The organism is Brachybacterium sp. SW0106-09 (assembly GCF_001293905.1).
In the GTDB taxonomy this organism is placed as follows: domain Bacteria; phylum Actinomycetota; class Actinomycetes; order Actinomycetales; family Dermabacteraceae; genus Brachybacterium; species Brachybacterium conglomeratum.
In genome coordinates this window covers 15,043-37,564 of the sequence record NZ_BCAK01000003.1, presented here as the reverse complement: position 1 = coordinate 37,564, position 22,522 = coordinate 15,043, and the positions used below count along the sequence as shown (strand labels likewise).

Annotated in this window: 20 protein-coding genes and 1 tRNA gene; 11 read left to right on the top strand and 10 right to left on the bottom strand. The window is 72.6% G+C overall.

Annotated elements, in window-relative coordinates; all coding sequences use genetic code 11:
• The first annotated feature begins 46 nt into the window (after positions 1–46).
• The 6 genes from hemL (at position 47) to Y09_RS02355 (ending at position 6,550) form a co-directional block, all read left to right on the top strand.
• Entirely contained in the window at positions 47–1,375 is a 1,329-nt protein-coding gene (hemL, locus tag Y09_RS02380; protein ID WP_053916065.1) for a glutamate-1-semialdehyde 2,1-aminomutase, read from the top strand.
• Between the two features lie 170 nt (positions 1,376–1,545).
• Positions 1,546–2,433 (top strand): WXG100 family type VII secretion target, encoded by an 888-nt coding sequence (locus Y09_RS02375; RefSeq protein ID WP_148639490.1) that lies wholly within the window; start codon positions 1,546–1,548, stop codon positions 2,431–2,433.
• Positions 2,434–2,491: 58 nt separating this feature from the next.
• The gene (locus Y09_RS02370; RefSeq protein ID WP_053916063.1) at positions 2,492–3,667 is read left to right on the top strand and encodes a WD40 repeat domain-containing protein; all 1,176 of its coding nucleotides are present in this window, start codon (positions 2,492–2,494) and stop codon (positions 3,665–3,667) included.
• A gap of 76 nt (positions 3,668–3,743) precedes the next feature.
• Positions 3,744–4,289, top strand: a complete 546-nt coding sequence (locus Y09_RS02365) for a DUF4919 domain-containing protein (RefSeq protein WP_053916062.1) — start codon at positions 3,744–3,746, stop codon at positions 4,287–4,289.
• 86 nt (positions 4,290–4,375) lie between these two features.
• Complete coding sequence (locus tag Y09_RS02360) at positions 4,376–5,362, top strand: WXG100 family type VII secretion target (protein WP_053916061.1); 987 nt, start codon at positions 4,376–4,378, stop codon at positions 5,360–5,362.
• Between the two features lie 51 nt (positions 5,363–5,413).
• Positions 5,414–6,550: a WD40 repeat domain-containing protein gene (locus Y09_RS02355; protein ID WP_082358590.1), complete on the top strand. Its 1,137-nt coding sequence runs from the start codon at positions 5,414–5,416 to the stop codon at positions 6,548–6,550.
• Positions 6,551–6,596: 46 nt separating this feature from the next.
• Here the strand turns inward: Y09_RS02355 and Y09_RS02350 are convergent, their stop codons facing one another.
• Entirely contained in the window at positions 6,597–8,279 is a 1,683-nt protein-coding gene (locus Y09_RS02350) for a DUF222 domain-containing protein (RefSeq protein ID WP_234695599.1), read from the bottom strand.
• A gap of 336 nt (positions 8,280–8,615) precedes the next feature.
• Here Y09_RS02350 and Y09_RS02345 point away from each other — a divergent pair.
• Positions 8,616–8,689 (top strand) — tRNA-Met (locus tag Y09_RS02345).
• A gap of 54 nt (positions 8,690–8,743) precedes the next feature.
• Positions 8,744–9,406 carry a pentapeptide repeat-containing protein gene (locus Y09_RS02340; protein ID WP_053916059.1) on the top strand — a complete coding sequence of 221 codons (663 nt, stop codon included), beginning with the start codon at positions 8,744–8,746 and terminating at the stop codon, positions 9,404–9,406.
• Positions 9,407–9,542: 136 nt separating this feature from the next.
• Here Y09_RS02340 and Y09_RS02335 read toward each other — a convergent pair whose 3' ends face one another.
• Genes Y09_RS02335 through Y09_RS02305 form a run of 7 tightly spaced genes read right to left on the bottom strand, consistent with a single transcriptional unit; the run spans position 9,543 to position 17,732 of the window.
• Entirely contained in the window at positions 9,543–10,106 is a 564-nt protein-coding gene (locus Y09_RS02335; protein WP_082358589.1) for a CoA-binding protein, read from the bottom strand.
• The gene (locus Y09_RS02330) at positions 10,103–11,503 is read right to left on the bottom strand and encodes an O-acetylhomoserine aminocarboxypropyltransferase/cysteine synthase family protein (RefSeq protein WP_255351626.1); all 1,401 of its coding nucleotides are present in this window, start codon (positions 11,501–11,503) and stop codon (positions 10,103–10,105) included. Before Y09_RS02330 ends, Y09_RS02335 begins: the two co-directional genes overlap by 4 nt.
• Positions 11,500–12,738: a dimethylsulfone monooxygenase SfnG gene (gene sfnG / locus Y09_RS02325; protein WP_053916058.1), complete on the bottom strand. Its 1,239-nt coding sequence runs from the start codon at positions 12,736–12,738 to the stop codon at positions 11,500–11,502. The genes Y09_RS02330 and sfnG overlap by 4 nt, the downstream gene beginning before the upstream one ends.
• 53 nt (positions 12,739–12,791) lie before the next feature.
• Positions 12,792–14,894, bottom strand: coding sequence for an acetate--CoA ligase (gene acs, locus Y09_RS02320; RefSeq protein WP_148639489.1), 2,103 nt, complete (start codon positions 14,892–14,894; stop codon positions 12,792–12,794).
• Positions 14,891–15,775 (bottom strand): ABC transporter permease, encoded by an 885-nt coding sequence (locus Y09_RS02315; RefSeq protein ID WP_053916057.1) that lies wholly within the window; start codon positions 15,773–15,775, stop codon positions 14,891–14,893. Before Y09_RS02315 ends, acs begins: the two co-directional genes overlap by 4 nt.
• The gene (locus Y09_RS02310) at positions 15,772–16,836 is read right to left on the bottom strand and encodes an aliphatic sulfonate ABC transporter substrate-binding protein (RefSeq protein ID WP_053916056.1); all 1,065 of its coding nucleotides are present in this window, start codon (positions 16,834–16,836) and stop codon (positions 15,772–15,774) included. The genes Y09_RS02315 and Y09_RS02310 overlap by 4 nt, the downstream gene beginning before the upstream one ends.
• On the bottom strand, positions 16,836–17,732 hold the full coding sequence (locus Y09_RS02305) for an ABC transporter ATP-binding protein (protein ID WP_053916055.1): 897 nt from the start codon (positions 17,730–17,732) through the stop codon (positions 16,836–16,838). Before Y09_RS02305 ends, Y09_RS02310 begins: the two co-directional genes overlap by 1 nt.
• A gap of 254 nt (positions 17,733–17,986) precedes the next feature.
• Here Y09_RS02305 and Y09_RS02300 point away from each other — a divergent pair, with 254 nt between their 5' ends.
• Genes Y09_RS02300 through Y09_RS02290 form a run of 3 tightly spaced genes read left to right on the top strand, consistent with a single transcriptional unit; the run spans position 17,987 to position 20,680 of the window.
• Positions 17,987–18,925: a WXG100 family type VII secretion target gene (locus tag Y09_RS02300; protein WP_053916054.1), complete on the top strand. Its 939-nt coding sequence runs from the start codon at positions 17,987–17,989 to the stop codon at positions 18,923–18,925.
• A complete protein-coding gene (locus Y09_RS02295) occupies positions 18,922–20,106 on the top strand; it encodes a WD40 repeat domain-containing protein (RefSeq protein WP_053916053.1) in 1,185 nt (394 codons plus the stop codon). Before Y09_RS02300 ends, Y09_RS02295 begins: the two co-directional genes overlap by 4 nt.
• Before the next feature lie 49 nt (positions 20,107–20,155).
• Complete coding sequence (locus Y09_RS02290) at positions 20,156–20,680, top strand: hypothetical protein (RefSeq protein ID WP_053916052.1); 525 nt, start codon at positions 20,156–20,158, stop codon at positions 20,678–20,680.
• Between the two features lie 22 nt (positions 20,681–20,702).
• Here Y09_RS02290 and Y09_RS02285 read toward each other — a convergent pair whose 3' ends face one another.
• The gene (locus tag Y09_RS02285) at positions 20,703–21,389 is read right to left on the bottom strand and encodes a GNAT family N-acetyltransferase (protein WP_082358588.1); all 687 of its coding nucleotides are present in this window, start codon (positions 21,387–21,389) and stop codon (positions 20,703–20,705) included.
• Positions 21,382–22,512: a glycosyltransferase family 1 protein gene (locus tag Y09_RS02280; RefSeq protein ID WP_053916051.1), complete on the bottom strand. Its 1,131-nt coding sequence runs from the start codon at positions 22,510–22,512 to the stop codon at positions 21,382–21,384. The genes Y09_RS02285 and Y09_RS02280 overlap by 8 nt, the downstream gene beginning before the upstream one ends.
• Positions 22,513–22,522 lie beyond the last annotated feature (10 nt).

The window sequence follows — 22,522 nt, the reverse complement described above, 5'->3', positions numbered from 1 at the left end:
GCACCATCACCCGTCGTCCCCCGCCCCATATGCAGAGGAGCCCCGCATGACCCCCTCGACCACCCTCTCCGCCGATCTCTTCGACCGCGCCCGCCGCGTCATCCCCTCCGGCGTGAACTCGCCCGTGCGCGCCTTCGGCTCCGTCGGCGGCACGCCCCCGTTCCTCACCAGCGCGAAGGGCGCCCTGCTCACGGACGCGGACGGCAACGAGTACGTGGACCTGGTCGGCTCCTGGGGTCCGATGATCCTCGGCCACGCCCATGACGGCGTGGTCGAGGCGGTGCGGGAGGCGGCCGGTCGCGGCCTGTCCTTCGGCGCCCCGCAGGCCGGGGAGGTCACCCTCGCCGAGGAGGTCTCAGGTCGCATCGGCCCCGTCGAGCAGCTGCGCCTGGTCAACTCCGGCACCGAGGCGACGATGAGCGCGCTGCGCGTGGCCCGCGCCGCGACCGGCCGCGACGTGGTCGTGAAGTTCGCCGGCTGCTATCACGGGCACGTCGACGCCCTGCTGGCCGAGGCGGGCAGCGGGGTCGCGACCTTCGCCATGCCGGGCTCGGCCGGCGTCACCGCCGCGACCGCGAAGGACACGGTCGTGCTGCCCTACGGCGACCGCGAGGCCGTCACGTCCCTGTTCGCCGAGCGCGGCGGCGAGATCGCCGCGATCATCACCGAAGCGGCGCCCGCGAACATGGGCGTCGTCCCGCCGCTGGCGGAGGACGGCGTCGGCTTCAACCGCTTCCTCGCCGACACCGCCCACGCCGCGGGCGCGCTGCTGATCAGCGACGAGGTGCTCACCGGCTTCCGCGCGAGCCGTGAGGGGCACTACGGGGTCGACGGCCCGCGCGGCACCGGCGAGGACTGGGCTCCGGACCTGATGACCTTCGGCAAGGTGATCGGCGGCGGCCTGCCCGTCGGCGCCTTCGGCGGGCGCGAGGACCTGATGGGCCTGCTCGCCCCGGCCGGACCCGTCTACCAGGCCGGCACCCTGTCGGGGAACCCGCTCGCGACCGCGGCGGGGCTGGCGACCTTCGCCGGGCTCGACGACGCGGCCTACGAGACGCTCGGCCGCGCCTCGAACGCGCTGCAGCAGCTGGTCGCCGACGCGCTGACCGCCGAGGGCGTCCCGCACGTGGTCCAGACCGCCGGCACCCTGTTCTCGGTGTTCTTCCGCGGTGAGCCGGTCAGGACCTACGACGACGCGAAGGCGCAGGACACCGACGCGTTCACCCGCTTCTTCCACGCGATGCTCGAGGGCGGGGTGTACCTCCCTCCCTCGGCCTTCGAGGCCTGGTTCGTCTCCACCGCCCACACCGACCAGGTCCTCGACCGGATCGCGTCGGTGCTGCCGGCGGCGGCGAAGGCGGCCGCACGGGGCTGAGAGCGCGAGACGTCACGCGGTGCCGTGCCCGGGGAGTTCTCCCCATCGCTCTCGTGCAGGGCTCGCTCTACCATCGGACCGACGACGCGTGACGCGACAGATCGCACGGTGCCGAGGGGGCACGGAACCGCGCGCGGGACGAGACGGGGGATCCCATGGCCTTCATCGGCATGAGCACCGACCAGGCATCGGCGCAGGCAGAGCGCACCGACACCGGTGCTCAGCAGCTGGAGCAGCTGGCCGAGGAGCTGGGCTCGGCCGTCGTGCGCAGTTCGGAGTTCTGGATCGGTGCCGATGCAGAGGCATTCCGCGCCTCGTGGAGCTCGACGGCGCAGGCGCTCCGCACCGCCGCAGGAGATCTGATCACTCGCAGCGGCGAGCTGTCCCAGCACCGCGACGAGCAGGAGAGCGCCTCCGAGAGCGACGGGACTGCTGCCTCCTCCGGCGCGGGCGACGAGGCCGGGTCGGCGACGGGCCCCTCGGCACAGGACGGCCCCAATGCACCTGGCGAGGAGCCGTACTACGGCAAGGTCGATCCGGAGGTCGCCGAGCGCTGGGAGTCGATGAGCAAGGAGGACCGCGAAGCGGTCGCCCGAGCGATCATCGAGGAGGAGCTGGAGCAGTACGGGATCGAGGACGTGCCCATCGATTTCGCCCTGACCGACGGGAACGGCCTGTGGTCGTTCGGCGAGGAAGGACACTCGATCTCGATCAACGGCAGCGTCCTGGACACCCCGCGCCTGCTGCACACCCTCGCTCACGAGGCCCGTCACGCCGCACAGTGGGAGGCCGTACAGGATACGGAGCCCGGGTTCTGGGACTGGCTGCCCGGCGTGGATTCCACCGCGGACGACTACGAGCGCCTCGAGGAGGAGCACGGCTTCACCCGGGAGGAGATCGACTCCTGGCGTGAGCACTGGGAGGCCTCCGAGGAGGAGAAGGATCCGTATTACGACAGGTCCGTCGAGGTCGATGCCCGTAACGCCGGGGCAGAGTTCTCCGAGGAGCTGACGATGGAGGATCTCGACCGATACGAGGAGCGGGCAGGGGTCCGATGAGGAACACTCTGATGAGCAGTGCCGAGCGTCCTGACACCGACCACCACGAGGAGCGACGATGACCCCCTCCCCGAGCCGCCGGAGACTGCTCGGCGCGAGCCTGCTGCCCGCGGCGCTCTCCCTCGTCGGCTGCGGATCCTTCGGCGGCGGCGACGAGCCCTCGCAGGACCCGGTCACCGCCGACGGACCGGGGGAGACGCAGACGGTCGCGTCGCCGGATCGCTGCCTGTCGGACGAGGACGCGTCACGCCGGGAGCGCCCCGAGCCGCCCGCGCGCGCGGACGCCGGCCCGGAGAACGAGGCGATCCCGGACCGGCCGCTGTCGGAGTACGGCCTGGCCCTGTTCGCGGGCGGGGAACGGATCGCCGCCCAGCAGACCTCGGACGCGCTGATGCTCGGAGAGTCGGACACCTTCGGGACCGTCGTGTGGAGCACCGCCGACGGCACGATCCTCGAACGGCTCGACAACGGCCTGGTCGGTGCGATCGCCGCGGACGCCCGCGGACGGCTCGCGATCGGCGGTGTCACGACCGCCGAGCTCCGCGAGGCGGACGGCGAGGTGCTGAAGGTGCTGACCGGCGGCGAGGAGCCCTTCGGCCCCCGGATCGGGAATCGGGTCGGCGATCTCGCCCTCACCGCCGACGGCACCCGCCTGGTGGTGCTCGGCGCCGACGGGCGCGTCACGATCTGGCACCTCGAGGACGAGACCTGCGAGGTCGAGCACGAGATCGCTGCGGAGCTCGGGACGGTGATCGCGCTCAGCCTCTCCCCCGCCGACGACACGCTCGCCCTCTGCGCCGAGGACGGCACGGTCGAGCTCTGGGACCCGCACGCCGGGACGCGCACGGGCACCGGGCCGGACCTCCCCGGGACGGTCGCCGGGCTGGCGCACGCCGAGGACGGCACGCTGATCCTCGCCGCCGACGGGGAGCGCGCCCTCCACGCCCTGGCCCCGTCCGGCGAGGTGGCCACCGGACCGGCTCTCTCCGCGGAGGGCCCGTACTGGGTGGCCGCAGGGGCGGGGGGACGTGTCGCCGCCGTCGGCCGGGGCGACAACCGGGTCCTGCTCTGGGAGCGCGAGACCGACGGGACCGTCGAGCTCCCCGTCGTGCGCGGATCCGCAGGCCGGCTCGTGTTCTCCTCCGACGGCAGGACTCTGTACAGCGCCTCCCCGTCCCAGGGCGTCGTCGCCTGGTCCGGAGGCGAGTCCTGGAACAGCTTCGAGACGCCCTGATGCTCCTGACGCACCGACCGACATGGACCTCCTCCGCCTCCACGGCTCTCCCACCTGACCCGCGAAAGGACACACGATGTCCCTGAACGACCTCGTCGAGGCCTACGCCCTGGACCCGACGGCCGAGGGTCTTCACGACCTGCAGGCCGGGATCATGGCGGCTCCCCGCTACGACCCCCTGCTCTCAGTCTCCCGGGCGGTGGTCCCGCTGCTGCGCGACGGGAAGCACCAGGAGATCGTCGACCTGATCCGCTCGTGGATGCCCGGCGCGCTCCTGAGCCCGTCGGCGCACGGCTACCTCGCCAAGGCGCTCACCGAGCTGGGCGACGCCGAGGCAGGCCGCATCGAGGCGAAGTTCTCCCGGCTCGCGCTCGACAGCATCGCGGCCTCGGGCAGCGGCTCCGAGGAGGAGCCGTGCTCGGTGCTCCGCATCGAGGACGAGTACGACATCCTGCGCGCCTCCTCGCAGCGCCCGACCGCCCAGCGGCAGGTCTCCGACGAGCGCGGACAGTTCGACGTCCACACCCTCGAGGACGGCGGCGAGGTGTGGTTCCGGCTGCTCTGGCTCGCCCCGTCGGCCGCCGTGCAGGAGGACGAGGCCGGAGACGCCCCGGAGAACTGAGCTCCGTCCACAGGGGAGGACTCCCCATGTCGCCGACCGCCGAGGTCCCCTAGTGTCGATCCCGGGACGGAACGAAAGGGGAGGCCATGGGGCTCATCGGCATGGACACCGCGCAGGGCGAGGCCCACGCCGAGCGCCTGCGCGCTGCCGGCGAACGGCTCGAGGAGCGGCACGACCTGCTCGTTGCGCTCGTGGGGGCGAGCGAGGCGATCTGGCGAGGGCCGGATGCGGACCGCTTCCGCGCGGACTGGAGCACCGGTGCATCGCGGCTGCTGCGCGAGCAGTGCACCGCGCTCGGGGCCGCCGCGACGCTGCTCGAGGAGGAGGCGGATCAGCAGGAGACCGCCTCGCAGGACGAGAACGGCAGGGGTGAGAGCAGCAGCAGCGGGGTCAGCTCCTCCGGCAGCGCATCGGGACGTGGCCGCCGCGCCGGCGGCGACGGGGACGGGACGGTGAGCCAGGAGGTCGCCGACGCCTGGACCGCGATGGACCCGCCTGAGCAGAAGCGGGTCCTCCGGGAGATCGTCGCCCAGGAGCTCGAGCGTCAGGGTGTCGACGACGTGCCCGTCTACTTCGACGATCTGTCGGAGGACGGAGCCCTCGGCTGCTGGTACGAGTTCGACATCCGGCATCCCCTGCGCGGGGAGCACATCCAGATCGACAGCACGTCCCTCGAGGACCCGGACTCCCTCAACACCGCCGTCCACGAGGCCCGCCATGCCGCACAGGACAACTGGATCGAGGAGACCGACGAACCTCCCGCATGGCAATTCTGGCGGGAGGACCACAGCGCGGCGGAGTACGAGCGCATCAAGGAGGAGTACGGGGTCACCAAGGAGGAGATCGAGGCCTGGCGCGAGAACGACAAGGACTACACGGAATTCCCGGAGGACCAGCCGGGCGAGGACGCCCCGCAGTCGGAGAAGGACGCCTGGAACGAGGAGTACGAGGCGTACCGGGAACAGCCGCTCGAGGACGATGCCTTCGACGAGGGCGACGAGTTCGCCGAGGACATCACTCTCGAGGAGCTCCGGCAGTACCAGCTCGATGCCGGCGTCCCGGTCATCTCATGAGCGTCCCTGCGCTGAGACCGCTCCCCGGTTCCCCTTCGAGGCGGTGATGCCATGATCCTCTCCAGTGACAGGCTCGCGCTGCCGCGACGCCGCTGGCTGCTCGGGGCTGCGGCCCTGCCGGCGGCGCTGCTGCTGCCCGGTTGCGGGAGTAGCCCCGAGGTGGGCAGCTGCCTCGGACCGGACGAGGAGGTGCCGGAGCCGGAGCCGCCCCGCCTGCCACGAGGTGCCCGCGTCCGGCCCAAGATGCCGCGGGAGGGGCGCTATTTCGAGGACCAGAGTCCCGCCGTCTCCCCCGACGGCACCCTCATCGCCGCCTGCGAGGCCCCGGACCGCTACCAGCTCGACCTCGCCGACACCCACGGCGTGCTGCTGTGGGACACGCGCACCGGGGAGATCGTGCGTCGGCTGAAGCCCCGCGCCATCGGGCCGCTGTCCTGGCACCCGAACGGATCGCGCCTCGCGGTCGGCGACGCCCTCCACGTCGCGGAGGTGGATGTCGAGGGCACTCTGCTGCGGAACCTCGTGGGCAATGCGGAACCTCGTGGGACTGCCGCGCGGATCCTCGACGTCGCCTACAGCCCGGACGGATCGCTGCTGGCGGCCTCGGCGAGCGACGGCGCCGTCCGGCTGTACTCGACCTCCGCGGACAGCTGCACCGGCACCCGGGTCCTCACCCCGGGAACTCGTCGACAGAGGACCGTGGCGTTCTCGCCCGACGGCGCACGCCTCGCCGTCGGCGGCGTCGCGCTGACGGGCGCCGACGAGGGCGGGAATCCGACCGGCCTGTGGGATCCGCACAGCGGCCGGCGTGAGGAGGTCCTCGACGGGGTCGACGGGGTGGTGCTCGGGCTCGGGTACGGCGGGGACGGCGCCCTGGTCCAGGTGCTCGATGCCCCGTCCTCGATCACCGTGCATGCGCCCGACGGCGCGACGAGCACGGGCCCGCCGGTGGGCTCGGCGCGGTTCAGGGACCTGGCCGTCGGTGCGGGATCCCGGGTCGCGGTGCTCAGTGCGTCGGGCACCCTCCAGCTGTGGGATCGGGACAGCGACGAGCAGGAGACGCTCGAGATGTCGCTCCTGGAGAGGATCTGCTGGTCCCCGGACGAGGCGACGCTCTACACGCTGAGCGAGTCGGAAGGGATCTCTGCCTGGGACCGGACGGAGTGGCGGCAGTTCGAGCTGCCGTGAGCACATCCGCCGTGACGTGCTGCGGTGGTGTCACTGCGGTGACGAGCTAACTCCCCGTCGGCTTCCGCGGCGACATCGGCCACGTCGGGTCGGCCGATTCCGGGGAGTCGATCGGTCCCGTCGGCCCGGCCGGTCCCCCAGGGCATGCCGCTCCTGTCGGTCCGTCAGGTTCTCGAGTGCACGCCCGTCCCGGGGCATCGGCCGGCTCCTGCGGTGCTGTCCCGTCCGTCGGCAGCTGCAAAGCCTGTTCCCTCGGCCCTGGATCTGGGGGCTCCACGCGATGAGTCAGCGACGCCGAGCGGGTCCGTCGGGTGGTGCCGAGCCGCGTCGTCCACTCCACCACGTGCCCGTCGACCGCCGGGTCCCCGACCCGCTCCACGCTCGCCAGCTGCTGCTCCTTGTCGTTGCAGTAGGCGCAGACCCCCTGCCCGTTCTCCAGGCAGGTGCATCCCCCGGCAGCGTGGGGCCGGATGTGGTCGATGTGGCGGATCGGGGCGTTGCAGTGGGGGCCGCGACAGGTCCGGTCGCGCAGACGGATGAACCGGGCGAGCGCGGACGGGAAGGCCCGCGCCCGGGATTCGACGGCGACCAGTTCCTCGGTCCTCGGGTGCTCGTACAGCTTTCGCAACACGGCGCGCAGTGCCGGACCGTCGGGACCGAGCGGGTCCTCGTCCGTGCCCGCGATCGCGTCGAGCGGATCGCGCAGACTCTCCCTCACCGCCTCGGCGGGAACCGTGCCGTAGCCCTCGATCTGGGCGAGGTCGCCCGTGCCGGGGTCCAGGAGCACGTGGTCGGTGATGATCACGCCGATGTCCAGCGTCACCGGCTCCATGCTCCCGCTGCGGCCGATCAGGGTGTCCACGAAGGTGTCAGCCTGGATGGCCTGATGCCCGCGGCGGTCGCCGGCAGTGCGCAGCCGCTCGGCCTCGAGGGAGAGACGCTTGCGGATCAGGGCCGCGTCCAGCGCGGTGACGTGTGCCGTCACCGTCGCCATGCCGTGCTCGCCGCGGCGCACCGTCACGTGCCGCTCCCGCTTGGCGTGCTGGTGGCGCCGCGCCTCGCCGTCCGGGTCGGCGAGGGAGATCGCGGCGGCGCGGGCGTCGGCCCACTCCTCGGAGCCGGCACCGTCGAGATAGGGCAGGCGCTCCCCGAGCAGCCGGTCCGCCTCACGGCGCTGGGCCGGGGTGAGCGGGGCGAAGGAGCGGGCAGTGCGATAGGCGTCCTCGGTGGTGACCTGGGAGTCCGCGAGGGCGGAGAGCATCACGGGCATGTCCGCCACGAGCCGACGCCGGGCGGCGAGCGAGCGGGAGGCGGATGCCGGGGAGCGGCGGGTGAGCATCGAGACCTCACGGGCCGCCTCCCGGGAGGCCGCGCGCAGCAGCTGCGCGGGCGGGGTCTCCTCCCCAGCCTCCTGCGCGGCGTGCGCCCTCGCCTCGGACTGCCTGCGCAGGGCGAGGGAGTCGGCGAGCGCGACGACGGCGCGGGTCTCGAGCGCGTCGATCGCGCTGCGCAGGGAATGCAGGCTGCCGATCACGTCGCGGAACGCCTCGGCCGACGGATCCGCGGGGGCGAACAGCTCCAGCGGGAACCCGGTGAGGGCGCTCAGCACATGAGCGCGGTCGCCGAGCTCCTCGGCGAGCGCCCCGGGACCTCCCGCACGCACGGCCTCGATCAGCTGCTGGTGGGGATCACCAGCAGCCGCGCCGAGGTCCTGCACTGCGAGAGTCATGGCCCTATTCTTCCGGCCCCCACCGACAAAGGAAAGGCCCGCAGAAGAATGTGGATAACGCCGATCAGGGAGAAGCCGTCGCACACACACCTGCCCGCCGATCCGACCATATGTGCAGGCCAAAGACATTCCACTCGGACCCGAGCGTCACGTCCTGAAACGCATCCACACACCACTCGGACACTCCACCGAATGCGACGCGAGAATGTGGATAACCACCCTCTGTGGAGGAAAGGTCGCGGGTGCCGCACCTCGAATGCGACGGCAGATGACAGCGCGCTCGACACCGCCGGACCGGTCCCGCAGGCTGGTCCCACAGCACCCGTTCGACACCACCGCTTCGTAGCTCAGCCCGGTAGAGCACCTCCCTCATGAGGAGTGGGTCGCAGGTTCGAATCCTGCCGGAGCGTCTCCCCCTCCCCGTACCCTCGAGGACGACCTCACGCCGCCGACCCGAGGACCTCATGCGCCGTCGCACCACCACCCGCCCGCCCGTCCTCGAGCGCCTGGTCCTTCCCGACCTCGAGGAGGCGGACGCCGCACAGCTGAACGCCCAGGACCGGCACGACGGCCTGCGCCTCGTCGGCGCCGATCTCACCGGGGCGGACCTCACCGGCGCGACCTTCACCGAGTGCGAGCTGGTCGACGTCACCGCGCACACCACCGTGCTCCAGCACACCCGGCTGCTCGAGACCCGGATCGAGCGCCTGAACGCCCCGGTGCTGGATGCGACCCGCTCCACCTGGCGCGACGTCGAGCTGGTCGGCTCGCGGATCGGGGCGCTGGACGTCTACGACGCCGAGATCCGCTCCACCCGCATCACCGGCACGAAGTTCGACTGGATCAACCTGCGCTCCTCGACGCTGGAGGACGTGCTCTTCGAGGACTGCACGATCGACGAGCTCGACCTCGGCGCCGTCACCGCCTCCCGCGTCGCCTTCGTGAACTGCCGCGCCGGCTCCGTCGCCCTTCCCCACGCCCGGCTCGAGGACGTGGACCTGCGCGGGCTGGAGATGGGGTCGATCGCGAACCTCGAGGGCCTGTCGGGCGCGACGCTCGACGCCGCGCAGGTCACCGCGCTCGCACCCCTCCTCGCCGCGCACCTGGAACTCCGCATCGAGGGGTGAGCGGTGCCGGTGCGCCCCGGATCACCGGACCCGCAGGACCGGCCCGAGCGGCGCCGGGCCCCAGTGCTCATACCCCCGGACAGCAGAACGCGGGCCGGGGTGATCCCCGGCCCGCGCCTGATCTCCGAGCGTACGCTCAGCGCCGCGCGCTGACCCTCTGCTTGCGGGAGGTGATCTCGCCGGTGTTGAACCCGGCCAGGTGCAGCCCGCCGTGGAAGCGGGCGTGCTCGATCTTCACGCAGCGGTCCATCACCACGTCAAGGCCGCCGGCCTCGGCGATCGCGGCGGCCTCCTCGTTCCAGGAGCCGAGCTGCAGCCACAGCGCCTTCGCGCCGACCTCCACGGCCTCGCGGGCGACGCCCGGCAGGTCGGCGTCCCGGCGGAAGACGTCGACGATGTCGGGCACGACGGGCAGGTCCGCGAGCGAGGCGTAGGCCGGCTGCCCGAGGATCGTCGTCGCTCGGGGGTTGACGAAATAGACCTCGTAGGGCGCGCTCGAGAGCAGGTAGGTGCTCACGAAGTAGCTGGCGCGGGCGGGGTTCGTCGAGGCGCCGACGATCGCGATCGAACGCGCCCGGCGCAGGATCGCGAGCCGCTCCGGGGCCGAGGGGCCCTGCCAGGTGCGCGCGGGCACTCCCTCGACGTCCGTCGCCGACGGCGCGGCGCAGGCCGCGCCGGACTGGATGCTGATGCCGCTCATGCCTGCTCCTCCCTGCTGCGGCCGGTCGCCGCGGTGATCGCCTGGTCGAGGTCCCAGAGGATGTCCTCCACGTCCTCGAGGCCCACCGAGATGCGGATGAGGTCGGGCCGGACGCCGCCGGCGACGAGCTGCTCCGCGGTGAGCTGGCGGTGCGTGGTCGAGGCCGGGTGCAGGACGAGGGTGCGCGCGTCCCCGATGTTCGCCAGGTGCGAGGCGAGCTGCAGGTTCTCGATCACCCGCTCGCCCGCGGCGCGGGCCGCGGCCGCCTCGTCCTCGGCGCTCGCGTGCTCCCCCGTCGGCCGGACGCCGAAGGCGAAGACGGAGCCGGGGCCGAGCGGCAGGTACTTCGAAGCGCGCTCGTGGTGCGGATGGGACTCGAGCCCCGCCCAGGTCACGAACGAGACCCGCGGGTCCGCGTCGAGCCACTCGGCGACCGCGCGCGCTCCGGCCAGGTGCGCATCGATCCGCTGCGGGAGCGTCTCCACGCCCTGCAGCAGCTGGAACGCCGCCTGCGCGGAGAGGGAGGGGCCGATGTCGCGCAGCTGCTCGGAGCGCAGCTTGGTGAGGAAGCCGTACTCGCCGAAGTTGTCCCACCAGCGCAGCCCGCCGTAGGACTCGACCGGCTCGGTCATCGAGGGGAACTTCCCGTTGCCCCAGTCGAAGCGCCCCGACTCCACGACCACGCCGCCGAGGGTGGTGCCGTGCCCGCCGAGGAACTTCGTGGCCGAGTGGATGACGATGTCCGCGCCGTGCTCGAGCGGCCGCACCAGGTACGGGGTGGCGAGGGTCGCGTCGACCACCAGCGGGACGCCGTGCTCGTGGGCGAGCTCGGCCAGGCCCTCGAGATCGGCGATCTCGCCGGAGGGGTTGCCGATCATCTCGACGTACAGCACCTTCGTCTCCGGCCGGAACGCGGCGCGGTAGTCCTCCGGGTCGGAGGAGGCGACGAAGGTGGTCTCCACGCCGAAGCGGCGCAGGGTGACGTCGAGCTGCGTGACGGTGCCGCCGTAGAGCTGCGCGGAGGAGACCACGTGGTCCCCGGCGCCGACGAGCGCCGCGAAGGTGATGAACTCGGCGCTCATGCCCGAAGCGGTCGCGACCGCCCCGATCCCGCCCTCGAGCGAGGCGATGCGCTCCTCGAAGGCGGCGACGGTGGGGTTGCCGATGCGGGAGTAGATGTTGCCGTACTTCTGCAGCGCGAACAGGGTCCCGGCGTCGTCCGCGTCGTCGAAGACGAACGAGGTCGTCTGGTAGATCGGGACGGCGCGCGCGCCGTGCTGCGCGTCGGGGGTGCCGCCGGCGTGCAGCGCACGGGTGCGGAACCCGAAACCGCCCTCCGGGGCCGACGGGGACTCCGGGGCCGACGGGACCTGGTCCTCGAGGGTCTCCTGGCTCACGCGGCGGCCCCAGCCTTCGCCGGGTGGTCGGCGGGGAGGGTCTCGGCGGTCGCGGCGGCGGCCTCCTCGGCGGAGACGCCGGGGGCGATCGGGAGCAGGTCGGTGTTCAGCTCGGTGCCGTGGGCGCGGGCGAGGTCCTTCTCCTTCTCGCGCACGATCGGCATCACGTCCCGACCGAAGGCGGCGACCTCCTCCTGGAAGTGGAGGTAGCAGGTCAGCAGGAGGTTCACGCCGATCTTCTTGTACTCGATGATGCGGTCGGCGATCTCCTCGGGCGTGCCGATGAGGCGGGTCTTGAAACCGTCGTTGTACTGGACGAGGTCCTCGAAGGAGGAGTCCGCCCACATGCCCTTGCCGTCCTTGGTGGAGGCGCCGGCCTCCTGCACGGACTGCCTGAAGCCCTCGACGGCGGGGCGGTGCGCCTTGGAGACGATCTCGCGCAGCGTGTCCTCGGCCTCCTGGCGGGACTCGCGGGCGATGACGAAGCCGTTCAGCCCGAACCTCGGGGAGCGGCCGGCCTCGGCGGCGGAGGCGAGGACGCCGGCGACGTTCTCCTGGTAGCCCTCGAGGGTGCGGCCGTTGGAGAAGTACCAGTCGGCGACGCGGCCGGCGGTGGCCTGCGCGGCGGTGGAGTTGCCGCCGAAGAAGATCTCGGGGTGGGGGCGGCCGGGGACGTCGACGGGCTTCGGGTTCAGGGTGAAGCCGTCGATCGAGTAGTACTTCCCGTCCTGGGTGTACCCGTCCTCGGTGAGCAGGCCGCGCAGCGCGCGGATGAACTCCTCGGTGCGCACGTAGCGCTCGTCGTGCTCGAGCCACTCCAGGCCGAAGTTCACGAACTCGTCCTTCAGCCAGCCGGAGACGATGTTGACCGCGGCGCGGCCGCCGGAGAGGTGGTCGGCGGTGATCAGCCACTTGGCGAGCACGCCCGGGTGCCACATGCCGGGGTGGAAGGCGGCGATGACGCGAAGGCGCTCGGTCGCGCCCAGCAGGGCGAGGGAGAAGGCGGAGGCCTCGTGCTGCTTGTCCGCGCCGTAGCTGGCGGCGTAGCGGGTCTGGGTCAGCGCGTACTCGAAGCCGGAGTCCTCGGCGATCTTCGCCAGGCGCGAGTTGTAGGGCAGCTGCCAGTCGGTGCGCTGCTCGATCGTGGAGACGACGAGGCCGCCGGACACGTTCGGCACCCAGTACGCGAACTTCAGCGGCGTCTCGAAGCTCGAGGCGGGGACGGTGGTGGTCATGGGTCCTCCTTGGTCGGCGGGGCCGACGGTCGGTGCGGGCGGTGGGAAGTGTGTCAGTCCTGCGGGGAGACGGCCGGGTCGTCCGCGGGGAGGGATGCGAGCACGTCCGCGACCGAGGCGACGGCCTCCGGGTTCTGCAGGGAGGTGACGTCCCCGAGCGGGCCCGGGGTGCGGCCGGCGCGGCGTGCCCGCTCGGTGTGGACGAGCTGGGCGAGCAGGCGGCGCATGATCTTCCCCGAGCGGGTGCGGGGCAGGTCCGGCACCTCGATCACGTGGCGGGGCTTCGCGATCGGGCCGATCTCGCGGGCCACCCGGTCGCGCAGGGCCGCGGCGTCGGGGCTGCGGTCCCCGCGAGGGATGACGAACACGGCGACGGCCTGGCCGGTCAGCGCGTCGTCGATGCCGGCGGCGCCCGCCTCCTGCACGCTGCCCTCGGCGACCAGCGCCGACTCGATCTCGATCGTGGACAGGCGGTGCCCGGAGACGTTCACGACGTCGTCGAGGCGGCCGAGGATCCAGAAGCATCCGTCGGCGTCGACCGTGGCGGAGTCCCCGGCGACGTAGTAGCCGCCGTGCTCGCCGCAGCCGGCGTAGTCCCGCCAGTAGGAGTCGCGGTAGCGCTCCGGATCGCCCCACACGGTGCGGGCCATCCCCGGCCAGGGCCGACGGGCCACCAGCGTGCCGGCGACCCCGGCGGGGACCTCCCGGCCGGCCTCGTCGACCACGGCCATGTCGATGCCGGGCAGCGGGCCGGTCGCGGATCCGGGCTTCAGCGTGGTCACCCCCGGCAGGGGCACGAGCATCGACGCGCCCGTCTCGGACTGCCACCAGGTGTCGATGATCGGCAGCTCGCCGCGGCCGAAGGTGCGGTGGAACCAGATCCAGGCCTCGGGGTTGATCGCCTCGCCGACGGTGCCGAGCAGGCGCAGCGTGGACAGGTCGTGGCCGGACGGGAGCTCCTCGCCGAACCAGGACATGAGGGTGCGGATCAGGGTGGGCGCCGTGTAGTAGACGGTCACGCCGTAGCGCTCGATGATCTCGAGGTGTCGTTCGCGGTGCGGCTCCCCGGGGGTGCCCTCGTAGATGACCTGGGTGAGGCCGTTGCTGAGCGGGCCGTAGATCTCGTAGGTGTGCGCGGTGACCCAGGCGAGGTCCGCGGTGCACCAGTGGACGTCGGAATCCTTCGCGTCGAAGTGCGCCCAGTGCGACCAGGAGGCGTGGGCGAGATAGCCGCCCGAGGTGTGGACCAGGCCCTTCGGCTTCCCGGTGGTGCCGGAGGTATAGATGATGAACAGCGGGTGCTCGGCATCGAAGGGCTCGGGCGCGTGCTCCTCGCTCGCGCGGTCCACGCTCTCGTGCCACCACACGTCGCGGCCCTCGGTCCAGGCCACGTCCTGGCCGGTGCGGCGCACGACGAGGACGTGCTCGAGGTCGGGCAGGTCGCGGGCGGCCTCGTCGGCGGCGGACTTCACCTCGACGGCCTTCCCTCGGCGGAACTGCCCGTCGGAGGTGACCAGCAGCTTCGCCCGGGTGTCCTGGAGGCGGAAGCGGACCGCCTCGGCGCTGAAGCCGCCGAAGACGAGGGAGTGCACCGCGCCGATCCGGGCGCAGGCGAGCGCGATGACGACGGTCTCGATGAGCACCGGCAGGTAGACGACGACGCGGTCGCCGGGGCCGATGCCGAGGTCGGTGAGCGCGTTCGCGGCGCGGGAGACGCGAGCCTGGAGGTCCGCGTAGGTGATGGAGAGGCGGTCCCCGGGCTCGCCCTCGAAGTGGAGGGCGACCTTCTCGCCGCGGCCGGCCGCGACATGGCGGTCCACGCAGTTCTCGGCGACGTTCAAGCGCCCGCCGACGAACCAGCGCGCGGCGGGGACGGACAGCTCCCCGCTCGCGGGGTCGGTCGTCGGCGGCTCCCACTCGAGCGCCGTGTGCCACGGCTCGGCCCAGTCCAGGCGCCGGGCGGCGTCCTCCCAGAAGGCGATCGGGTCCGCCTCGGCCTGCGCGTGGATCCCGGGGCCGACGTTCCAGGTGCCCGCGAGCGCCGGGTCCGGCGCGAAGGTGCGGGCCTCGACCAGTCGGGACTCGGTGGTGTTCGCGTAGGCGGTGTTCGTGTCGGTGGTGTTCGTGTCGGTGGTGTTCGTGTCGGTGGCGGTCATGCCCACTTCCTCAGGAGCTTCTTCTCGACGAGGCCCAGCAGGGCGTTGGTGAGGCTGCCCAGCAGGGCGAGCAGCACGATGGTCAGCAGGATCCGGTCCACGCGGCCGTTCTGCTGGGAGTCGTTGAGCAGGAAGCCCAGGCCCATCGAGGAGGCGATCAGCTCCGCGGCGACGAGGAACAGCCAGGCCTGGGCGAGCGCGAGGCGCAGTCCGGAGACGACCGAGGGCACCACGGCCGGCAGCTGGACGGTGCGGAACAGGGACCAGCCGCGCAGGCCGAAGCAGCGCCCCGCCTCGACCAGGTGCGGGTCGATGTGCCGCAGCGCGGCGGCGACGGTGGTGAAGACGGGGAAGAAGGCGCCGATCGCGATCAGGGTCACCTTGGACTCCTCGCCGATCTGCAGCCACAGGATCAGCAGAGGCACCCAGGCGAGCGAGGGCACGGCCCGCAGCGCGGCGAGGGTGGGGCTCAGCAGCGCGTCCCCGGCACGGGAGAGGCCGACGACCGCGGCGACGGCGAGGCCGATCACGGACCCGATCGCGAAGCCGAGCAGCACGCGCTGCACGGAGATCGCGATGTGCAGCCCGAGCTCGCCGCGGGAGACGAGGTCGCCGCCCGCCTGCAGCACGGTCAGCGGCGCCGGCAGGCGGTAGGCCGGGACGAGCCCGGTCGCGGTGACGAGCTGCCAGGCCGCGAGGATCACCACCGGCACCAGCGCCCCGGCCGCGAGGCGCACCCCGGGACGGTCCCAGGCGGAGGGCCGAGCACCCGACGCCCCGACCGAGGGGCCGCCGGCCGACGGATCGGCGCCGGATGCGCCCGCGCCGGCCGGGGCCGCCGGGCCGGTCGAGGTGGGCAGGGGGCTCTCGGCGAGGCTCACTTCTCCTCCACCGCGGCGAGCGCGAAAGCGTCGTGGATGATCTCGTTGCGAGCCTTCTCGACGTCCTCGGCGCCGCCGGCGACGTCGCCCGAGTCGGCGAGGACCGGCGAGATCGCCTCGAGCACCGCGAGCTGGTCCTCGCCCGGCACCCCGGAGACGTCGAGGTTGGAGCGCTCGGTGATCACGGTGCTCGCGACCTCGGAGCCGATGCCGGCGACCTCGGCGAGCAGTGCCGCGGTCTCCTCGAGGTGCTCGAGCGCCCAGGCGCGCGCCTCCTCGTAGGCGTCGACGACCACCTGGGCGACATCGGCGTGCTGATCGATGAACTCCTCGGTGGCGTTGAGGAAGCCGTAGGTGTTGAAGTCGACGTTGCGGAAGACGAGCTGCGCCCCGGACTCGACCTCGGCCGCGGCCATGATCGGGTCGAGCCCCGACCAGGCGTCGACGCTGCCGCCCTCGAGGGCGGAGCGCCCGTCGGCGTGCTGCAGGGGCTGCAGCTCGACGTCCCCGATGGACAGCCCCGCCTCGGCGAGCGCCTGGACCAGGAAGAAGTACGGGTCGGTGCCGGGGGTCGCGGCGACGGGGCGGCCGGCGAGGTCCGCGGGACCGGTCACGTCGCTGCCCTCCGGCACGACGAGCGCGGACCACTCGGGCTGGGAGTAGATGCCGATGACTTTGATCGGGGAGCCGTTGGCGCGGGCGAGCAGTGCGGCGGAGCCCGCGGTCGAAGCGACGTCCGCCGAGCCCGAGCGCAGCAGCTCGTTGGCCTTGTTGGAGCCGGCCGACTGCACCCACTCGACGGTGACGGACTCACCGAGGGCCTTCTCGATCAGCTGCTGGTCGCGGACGACGAGGCTGAGCGGGTTGTAGGTCGCGAAGTCGATGGTGAGCGAGTCGGTGCTCCACTCCCCTGCCCCGCCTCCGGAGGCTCCCGCGCCGGCGGCGGTGTCGTTCGAGCCCTCGCCGGCGACGCAGCCGGCGGCGCCGAGAGCGGCGGCCGCGGTCAGGCCGAGGGCGGCGACGGAGCGGCGGGTCAGGGTGCGGGCGGTGCGGTGGCTCATCAGCGGTCCTCGGAGGAAGTCGTGGTGGACGGGGTGGTGTGCGCGTGGACGCCGAGTCCCTCGAGGAGCTCCATGCGGAGCCCGGCGAGGGCGGCGTCGGCGCGGTCGCGGGGGCGGGCGCCGGGCACCTCGACGATGCGGGCGAGGGAGGGCAGGCCCGGCTCGACCTGGTCGGCGGTGCGCAGGGAGCGCAGCAGCAGCACCCGGTCGGAGAGGTACAGCGCCTCCTCGACGTCATGGGTGACGACGAGGACGGTGGTGGGCTCGGCGGCGTGGATCTCCAGCAGCAGGTCCTGCATGCGCAGGCGGGTCAGGGCGTCGAGCGCGCCGAAGGGCTCGTCGAGCAGCAGCACCTGGGGGCTGCGGGCGAGAGCGCGGGCGAGGGAGGCGCGCTGGGCCATGCCGCCGGAGACCTCGCGGGGGCGCAGGTCCGCGGCGTGCTCGAGGCCGACCAGCTGCAGCAGGTGGCGCACCCGCTCGCGGCCCGCCTTCGCGGGGGTGGTGCGGGGCAGGCCGAGGGCGACGTTCTTCTCGAGGGTGCGCCAGGGCAGCAGGCGCGGCTCCTGGAAGGCGACCGCGGTGCGCTCGTCGGTGCCGACGAGGGCCGTGCCGCCGAGGCTCAGCGCACCGGCGCTCGGCCGGTCCAGGCCCGCGATGAGCCGCAGGAGGGTCGACTTCCCGCAGCCGGAGGGGCCGACGACGGCGAGGATCTCGCCGGAGCGGAGCTCGAGGTCGAGGCCGCGCAGCACGTCATGGCGGCCCTGCGGGGTGTCGAAGGAGCGGGCCACGCCGTCCAGCCGCACGCCGTCGGGCGCGCTGCGCCGGGCGGCGGCTGCCGCGGGCTCCGGGACGGTGCTGCCCGTGCGAGTGCCGGGCTCGGTGGCGGTGCTGGTCATGACCCCGACTATGACGGCGTGGGACGGGAGCACGCCAGAATCGCGTCATAAGCCGTCATAGTCGGGGTGCGAAGGCGGTCTACGGGGCATGGTGGTGCGATCTGGGCCACAGGGGTCGCCGCGGCCTTGCTACCCTGACGGGACCGACGCGCGGGGACGTGCAGGGGGCGCGGGGGAACGCGCACGGCACGGATGCCCGGGGAGGCGCGGAGGCCTGGACATCGAGATGCAGGGGTCGGGGACAGAGGACGAAGATGGCCTTCCAAGGGATGGATCCCGAGCAGGTGCGAGCGACCGCGGAGCGGATGCGCTCCTCCGGGACGCTCCTCGCCCAGCAGTACGACACCCTCCATGGACGGATCCTCGGCAGCGCGGAGATCTGGCGGGGCGAGGATGCGGAGCGCTTCCGCGAGACCTGGTCCTCGACCGTCGGACCGCGGTGGAGCCGCGCGCTCGAGCGCCTCCAGCAGCTGGCGGAGACCGCCGAGCAGGACGCCGAGGAGCAGGACGTCGCCTCCGCAGGCGAGGACGACGCGGGCGGAGGCGACAGCGGCGGCACCGGCAGCGGCAGCTCCTCCGTCACCATGTTCGACGGCGATGCGGGCGACGTCCCGGTCGACTTCGAGGTGCAGGACGCATGGCGGGAGATGGAGCCCGACGAGAAGAAGGCGGTCCTCCAGGAGATGGTGGACCAGGAGTTCGAGCGCTACGGCATGGACCCTGTGGAGATCACGTGGTTCTCCGGGAAGCCAGATCCGGTGACCAACCTGGTGACCTTCGGGTCGTGGAACGAGGACGATCAGGTGCTGAGGCTCAACGACTTCCTCCTCGACCAGCCCGACCTTATGTTGACCACCGTGCACGAGGTCCGTCACGCCGTGCAGTACGAGTTCATCGAGCAGACTGAACCCGAGTTCTGGGACTTCCTGCCGTTCGTCGACTCCCAGGCCGACGACTATGCAGCGATCGAGGAGCAGTACGGCGTCACCCGCGAGGAGATCGAGGCCTGGCGCGAGAACTTCTCCGGCGACAACTACAAGTCCACCGACAAGGGAGACACTCACGAGGAGTACCAGAGCCAGCCCGTCGAGGTCGACGCCCGCGAGCGCGAGGACGAGTTCGCCGGGGAGGAGCTGACCATGGAGCAGCTGAAGAAGTACCAGGAGGACGCCGGCGTCGAGGTGGACGAATGATCGGCATGTCCCGCCGCCACGGCCGTCGCCCCGTGCTCGGGCTCCTCGGCGTCCTTCCCGCCGCCGCGCTGCTCGGCGCCTGCGGGCCGGGGGGCGACGCTCCGCCCGATGAGAAGGTCCCGAGCGGCTCCCTCGCCGCCTCCGCCTGCGCCGAGGGCGCGACGGTACCGCGCCCCTCGGAGAGCCGGCAGGGCGACGGGGAAGCCGGGAAGGTCGCCCCCGACGAGTCCGTCGTGGCCCGGAACGCGATCGCGGTCTCCCCGGACGGCATGCTCGTCGCCGCCGGTGCGAGCCTCGGGCCCAAGCTGCGGGGCGACTCGGAGACGGCGGGGACCACCCTGTGGCGCACGGCAGATGGATCGGTCGCCACACGCTTCGACAACGAGCTGACCGGGGCCATCGCCTGGCATCCGGACGGCTCGATGCTCGCGATCGGCGGCGCCGAACACATCGAGGTGACCACCCTTGAGGGGAAGGTGCTGTGGACGCTGACCGGCCACTCCCCGCCGCGCGAAGGGCACGAGAACCGCGGGGTCCAGGACCTGGCATTCAGCGCCGACGGCGGCACCCTGGCCTCCCTCGGCGCGGATGGCGCTGTGCGGCTGTGGACCGAGCTGGGCACCGGATGCACCCCCTCGGGGGTGCTCGACGTCCATGCCCTGCGCCCGCTGGCCCTATCGATCTCGCCCGATTCCACGACCCTGGCGGTCGCCGGCACGGAGGGTCCCGTCGAGCTGTGGGATCTCGCCGCTGCGCAGCGGTCCCGCACGGTGGACGGCACGGAGTTCCCACCCCGCGCAGTGACGTATACGCCCGACGGCACCCTGCTGATCGGCACCGGGGTCCCGCTCGAGCACACCTCTTCCGACCCCGCGCATGCGATGCTCTATGCGCTGTCCCCCGAGGGAGAGCTGCAGGAGGCGCCGCCCCTCCCTGGTGACGACGCCGGGCACCTCGCCGTCTCCCCCGACGGTCGCCGCATCGCGGTGACCTCCTGGACGGGCGCGCAGGTGACGCTCTGGGACCGTTCCGTGGACCAGCTCGAGGAGCTCTCCCGCCCGGAGGGCTCGCCGGGGGCGATCGACTTCTCCCCCGACGGCTCCACGCTGTTCTCGGCGTCTCCGACCCTGGGCGTGATCGCCTGGGACGGGACCGAGTGGACGCCCTGCGCCCTGCCCTGACCCTCACACCGGCCGCGACCCGCACAGACCGCACACGAGGAGCACAGACATGACCCTCTGGGACCTCATGGAGACCTATCTCCTGGAACCGATACCGGCGCACCTCGACGCGCTGCGCATCGCCGTGATGGCGTCCCCGGCGTACGACCCGATGATCTCGCTGCACGCCCTGACCGCCGCGGCGGAGGGCCCGAGCGGCACCGCCGAGGAGGTCGCCGCTCGTCTCGAGAGGGACATCACCTCGCACATGCCCGGTCTGCTCCTCAGCCCCCGGGCGCACACACTGCTCGGTCGCTCCCACCGCACGCTCGGTCGCGAGGCCGACGCCGTCCGCGAGGAGAAGATCGCAGCCCTCTCCTTCGCAGGCATCCGCGGCGAGGGCGACGGCGGCGAGGCGGCGCCTTTCGAGGTGCTTCGCGTCGAGGACGAGTACGACGTCTTCTCCTACTCCCGGCTCCGGCCGACGGGGCAGGTGCTGCGCGAGACCGACCACGGCGCCTTCGACGTCCACACGCTCGAGGACGGTACGGAGGTGTGGTTCCGCCTGCTGTGGAGGGACGCCGGGACGGGCTGAGCCGCTCGGCCACGGCCCCCGATCAGCCGCGCGGCGAGCGCTGCGGCCCGGCGATCCGCCCCTCCAGCATCGCCCGGATCCCCGGCCACTCCGGCGCGAGGATCGAGTACACGACGGTGTGGCGCACCGAGCCGTCGGGCAGGATGCGGTGGGCGCGCAGGATCCCGTCCTGCTGCGCGCCGAGGGCCTCGACGGCGCGGCGCGAGGCGACGTTCAGGTGGTGCACGCGGAACTCGACGCGCAGCATCTCGAGCTCGTCGAAGGCGTGGGAGAGCAGCAGGTGCTTCATCGCCGTGTTCACCCCGGTGCGGTGCACGGAGCCGGCGAGATAGGTGTTGCCGATCTCGAGGCCGCGGTCGGCGAGGGCGAGGTTCATGAAGGTGGTCAGCCCGACCACCTGCTCGTCCGCCGCGCGCACGACGGCCCAGGCGAGACGGGTGCCCGCCTCGACGTCGGCCAGGAGCCCGCGCACGGACGCCCGGACCGCCTCCGGCGCGGGCACGTGCGGGGCGAAGGGCAGGCGGTGGATCCCCCCGTCGGCGACCGCGCCCTGCAGGCCCGGGACATGCGCCTCGGAGAGGGGCTCGAGGCGGATCCCGTGCCCGGCGAGGGTCACCGGCTCCGGGCGCGGCAGCGGTGCGGTGGGGACGGCGCGGGTGCGCTCGTCGCGCCTGCCGGCCGCCCCCTCGGCGGCGCCCCGGTCAGTCATGGCTCCGGCCGTGCTTCTCGATCGCCATCTCGTAGTAGCGCAGCAGGTCGTCGGAGGCGTTCTCCCAGGAGAACCTCTCCGCCTCGGCGCGGGCGGCCTTCCGGATCCTCCCGCGCAGCTCCGCGTCGCCGAGCCGGGTCAGGGCCGCGTCCAGGCTCGCCTGGTCGCCGGAGTCGTAGAGCAGGCCGTCGGCCCCGTCGGTGACCTGCTCCATCGTCGGCCCCGAGCGGGCGGCGACCACGGGCAGCCCGGAGGCCATGCCCTCGAGGATCACCAGTCCCAGGGTCTCGGTGACCGAGGGGAAGACGAAGGCGTCGGAGCTCGCGAAGGCGCTCGCGAGCTCCTCCCCCTCCATGAAGCCGGGGAACGTGGTCCGGGTGCCGGCGAAGAGCTCCTCGAGCTCGCCCCGGTAGGGGCCGTCGCCGACGATCGCGAGGGCCACGTCGTCGCGCCGCTCCATCATGGGGCGCAGCGTGTGGATCTCCTTCTCCGCGGCGAGCCGGCCCACGAACACCAGGAGCTTCTTCTCCGGGTGCCCGCCGGTGAGCCGCGAGCGCATCTCCTCGTCCGCGAAGCGGGGGTGGAAGGTCTCGGTGTCCACCCCGCGCCGCACCACGTGGAGGTCCTCGATCCCGTGCTGGGCGAGCTCCTGCTTCATGGTCTCGGAGGTGGCGATGTTGATGTCGGCCATCGCGTGGTTGCGCTTGATCTGCCACCACACCGCGGGCTTGCCCCAGGTCCAGGCCCGGTAGAGGTCCAGATAGCGGGGGATGTGGGTGTGATAGCTGGCGACCAGCGGGATCCGCTGCCGGCGTGCGGCGAAGGCTCCCGAGGACGCGAGCAGCAGGGGCTGCGCGGCGTGGACGACGTCCGGGTGGAAGCCGCGGATGATGCCGTCGACGTTGGGGCTGGGGAGGGTGAAGCGCCGATGCTTGTAGAACGGCAGCGTCACCGGGCGGATGCCCACCACCCGTGCCCCGTGGTGCTCGGTGACCCCGAGGTCGGGGGCGATCACCATGACCTCGTGGCCGAGGTCGGTGAACCGTTCGACGGCGTGGCGCAGGCGGGTCACCACGCCGTCGACGGAGGGCAGGAAGGTCTCCGTGACGATCGCGATCTTCACGGAACGGGCC

Coding starts and splice junctions, on each gene's coding strand:
- Y09_RS02285 (WP_082358588.1), bottom strand. CDS start 21,389: ATGACTGACCGGGGCGCCGCCGAGGGGGCGGCCGGCAGGCGCGACGAG.
- Y09_RS02350 (WP_234695599.1), bottom strand. CDS start 8,279: ATGACTCTCGCAGTGCAGGACCTCGGCGCGGCTGCTGGTGATCCCCAC.
- Y09_RS02295 (WP_053916053.1), top strand. CDS start 18,922: ATGATCGGCATGTCCCGCCGCCACGGCCGTCGCCCCGTGCTCGGGCTC.
- Y09_RS02355 (WP_082358590.1), top strand. CDS start 5,414: ATGATCCTCTCCAGTGACAGGCTCGCGCTGCCGCGACGCCGCTGGCTG.
- sfnG (WP_053916058.1), bottom strand. CDS start 12,738: ATGACCACCACCGTCCCCGCCTCGAGCTTCGAGACGCCGCTGAAGTTC.
- Y09_RS02305 (WP_053916055.1), bottom strand. CDS start 17,732: ATGACCAGCACCGCCACCGAGCCCGGCACTCGCACGGGCAGCACCGTC.
- Y09_RS02375 (WP_148639490.1), top strand. CDS start 1,546: ATGAGCACCGACCAGGCATCGGCGCAGGCAGAGCGCACCGACACCGGT.
- Y09_RS02360 (WP_053916061.1), top strand. CDS start 4,376: ATGGGGCTCATCGGCATGGACACCGCGCAGGGCGAGGCCCACGCCGAG.
- Y09_RS02335 (WP_082358589.1), bottom strand. CDS start 10,106: ATGAGCGGCATCAGCATCCAGTCCGGCGCGGCCTGCGCCGCGCCGTCG.
- acs (WP_148639489.1), bottom strand. CDS start 14,894: ATGACCGCCACCGACACGAACACCACCGACACGAACACCACCGACACG.
- Y09_RS02300 (WP_053916054.1), top strand. CDS start 17,987: ATGGCCTTCCAAGGGATGGATCCCGAGCAGGTGCGAGCGACCGCGGAG.
- Y09_RS02370 (WP_053916063.1), top strand. CDS start 2,492: ATGACCCCCTCCCCGAGCCGCCGGAGACTGCTCGGCGCGAGCCTGCTG.
- Y09_RS02365 (WP_053916062.1), top strand. CDS start 3,744: ATGTCCCTGAACGACCTCGTCGAGGCCTACGCCCTGGACCCGACGGCC.
- Y09_RS02340 (WP_053916059.1), top strand. CDS start 8,744: ATGCGCCGTCGCACCACCACCCGCCCGCCCGTCCTCGAGCGCCTGGTC.
- hemL (WP_053916065.1), top strand. CDS start 47: ATGACCCCCTCGACCACCCTCTCCGCCGATCTCTTCGACCGCGCCCGC.
- Y09_RS02310 (WP_053916056.1), bottom strand. CDS start 16,836: ATGAGCCACCGCACCGCCCGCACCCTGACCCGCCGCTCCGTCGCCGCC.
- Y09_RS02290 (WP_053916052.1), top strand. CDS start 20,156: ATGACCCTCTGGGACCTCATGGAGACCTATCTCCTGGAACCGATACCG.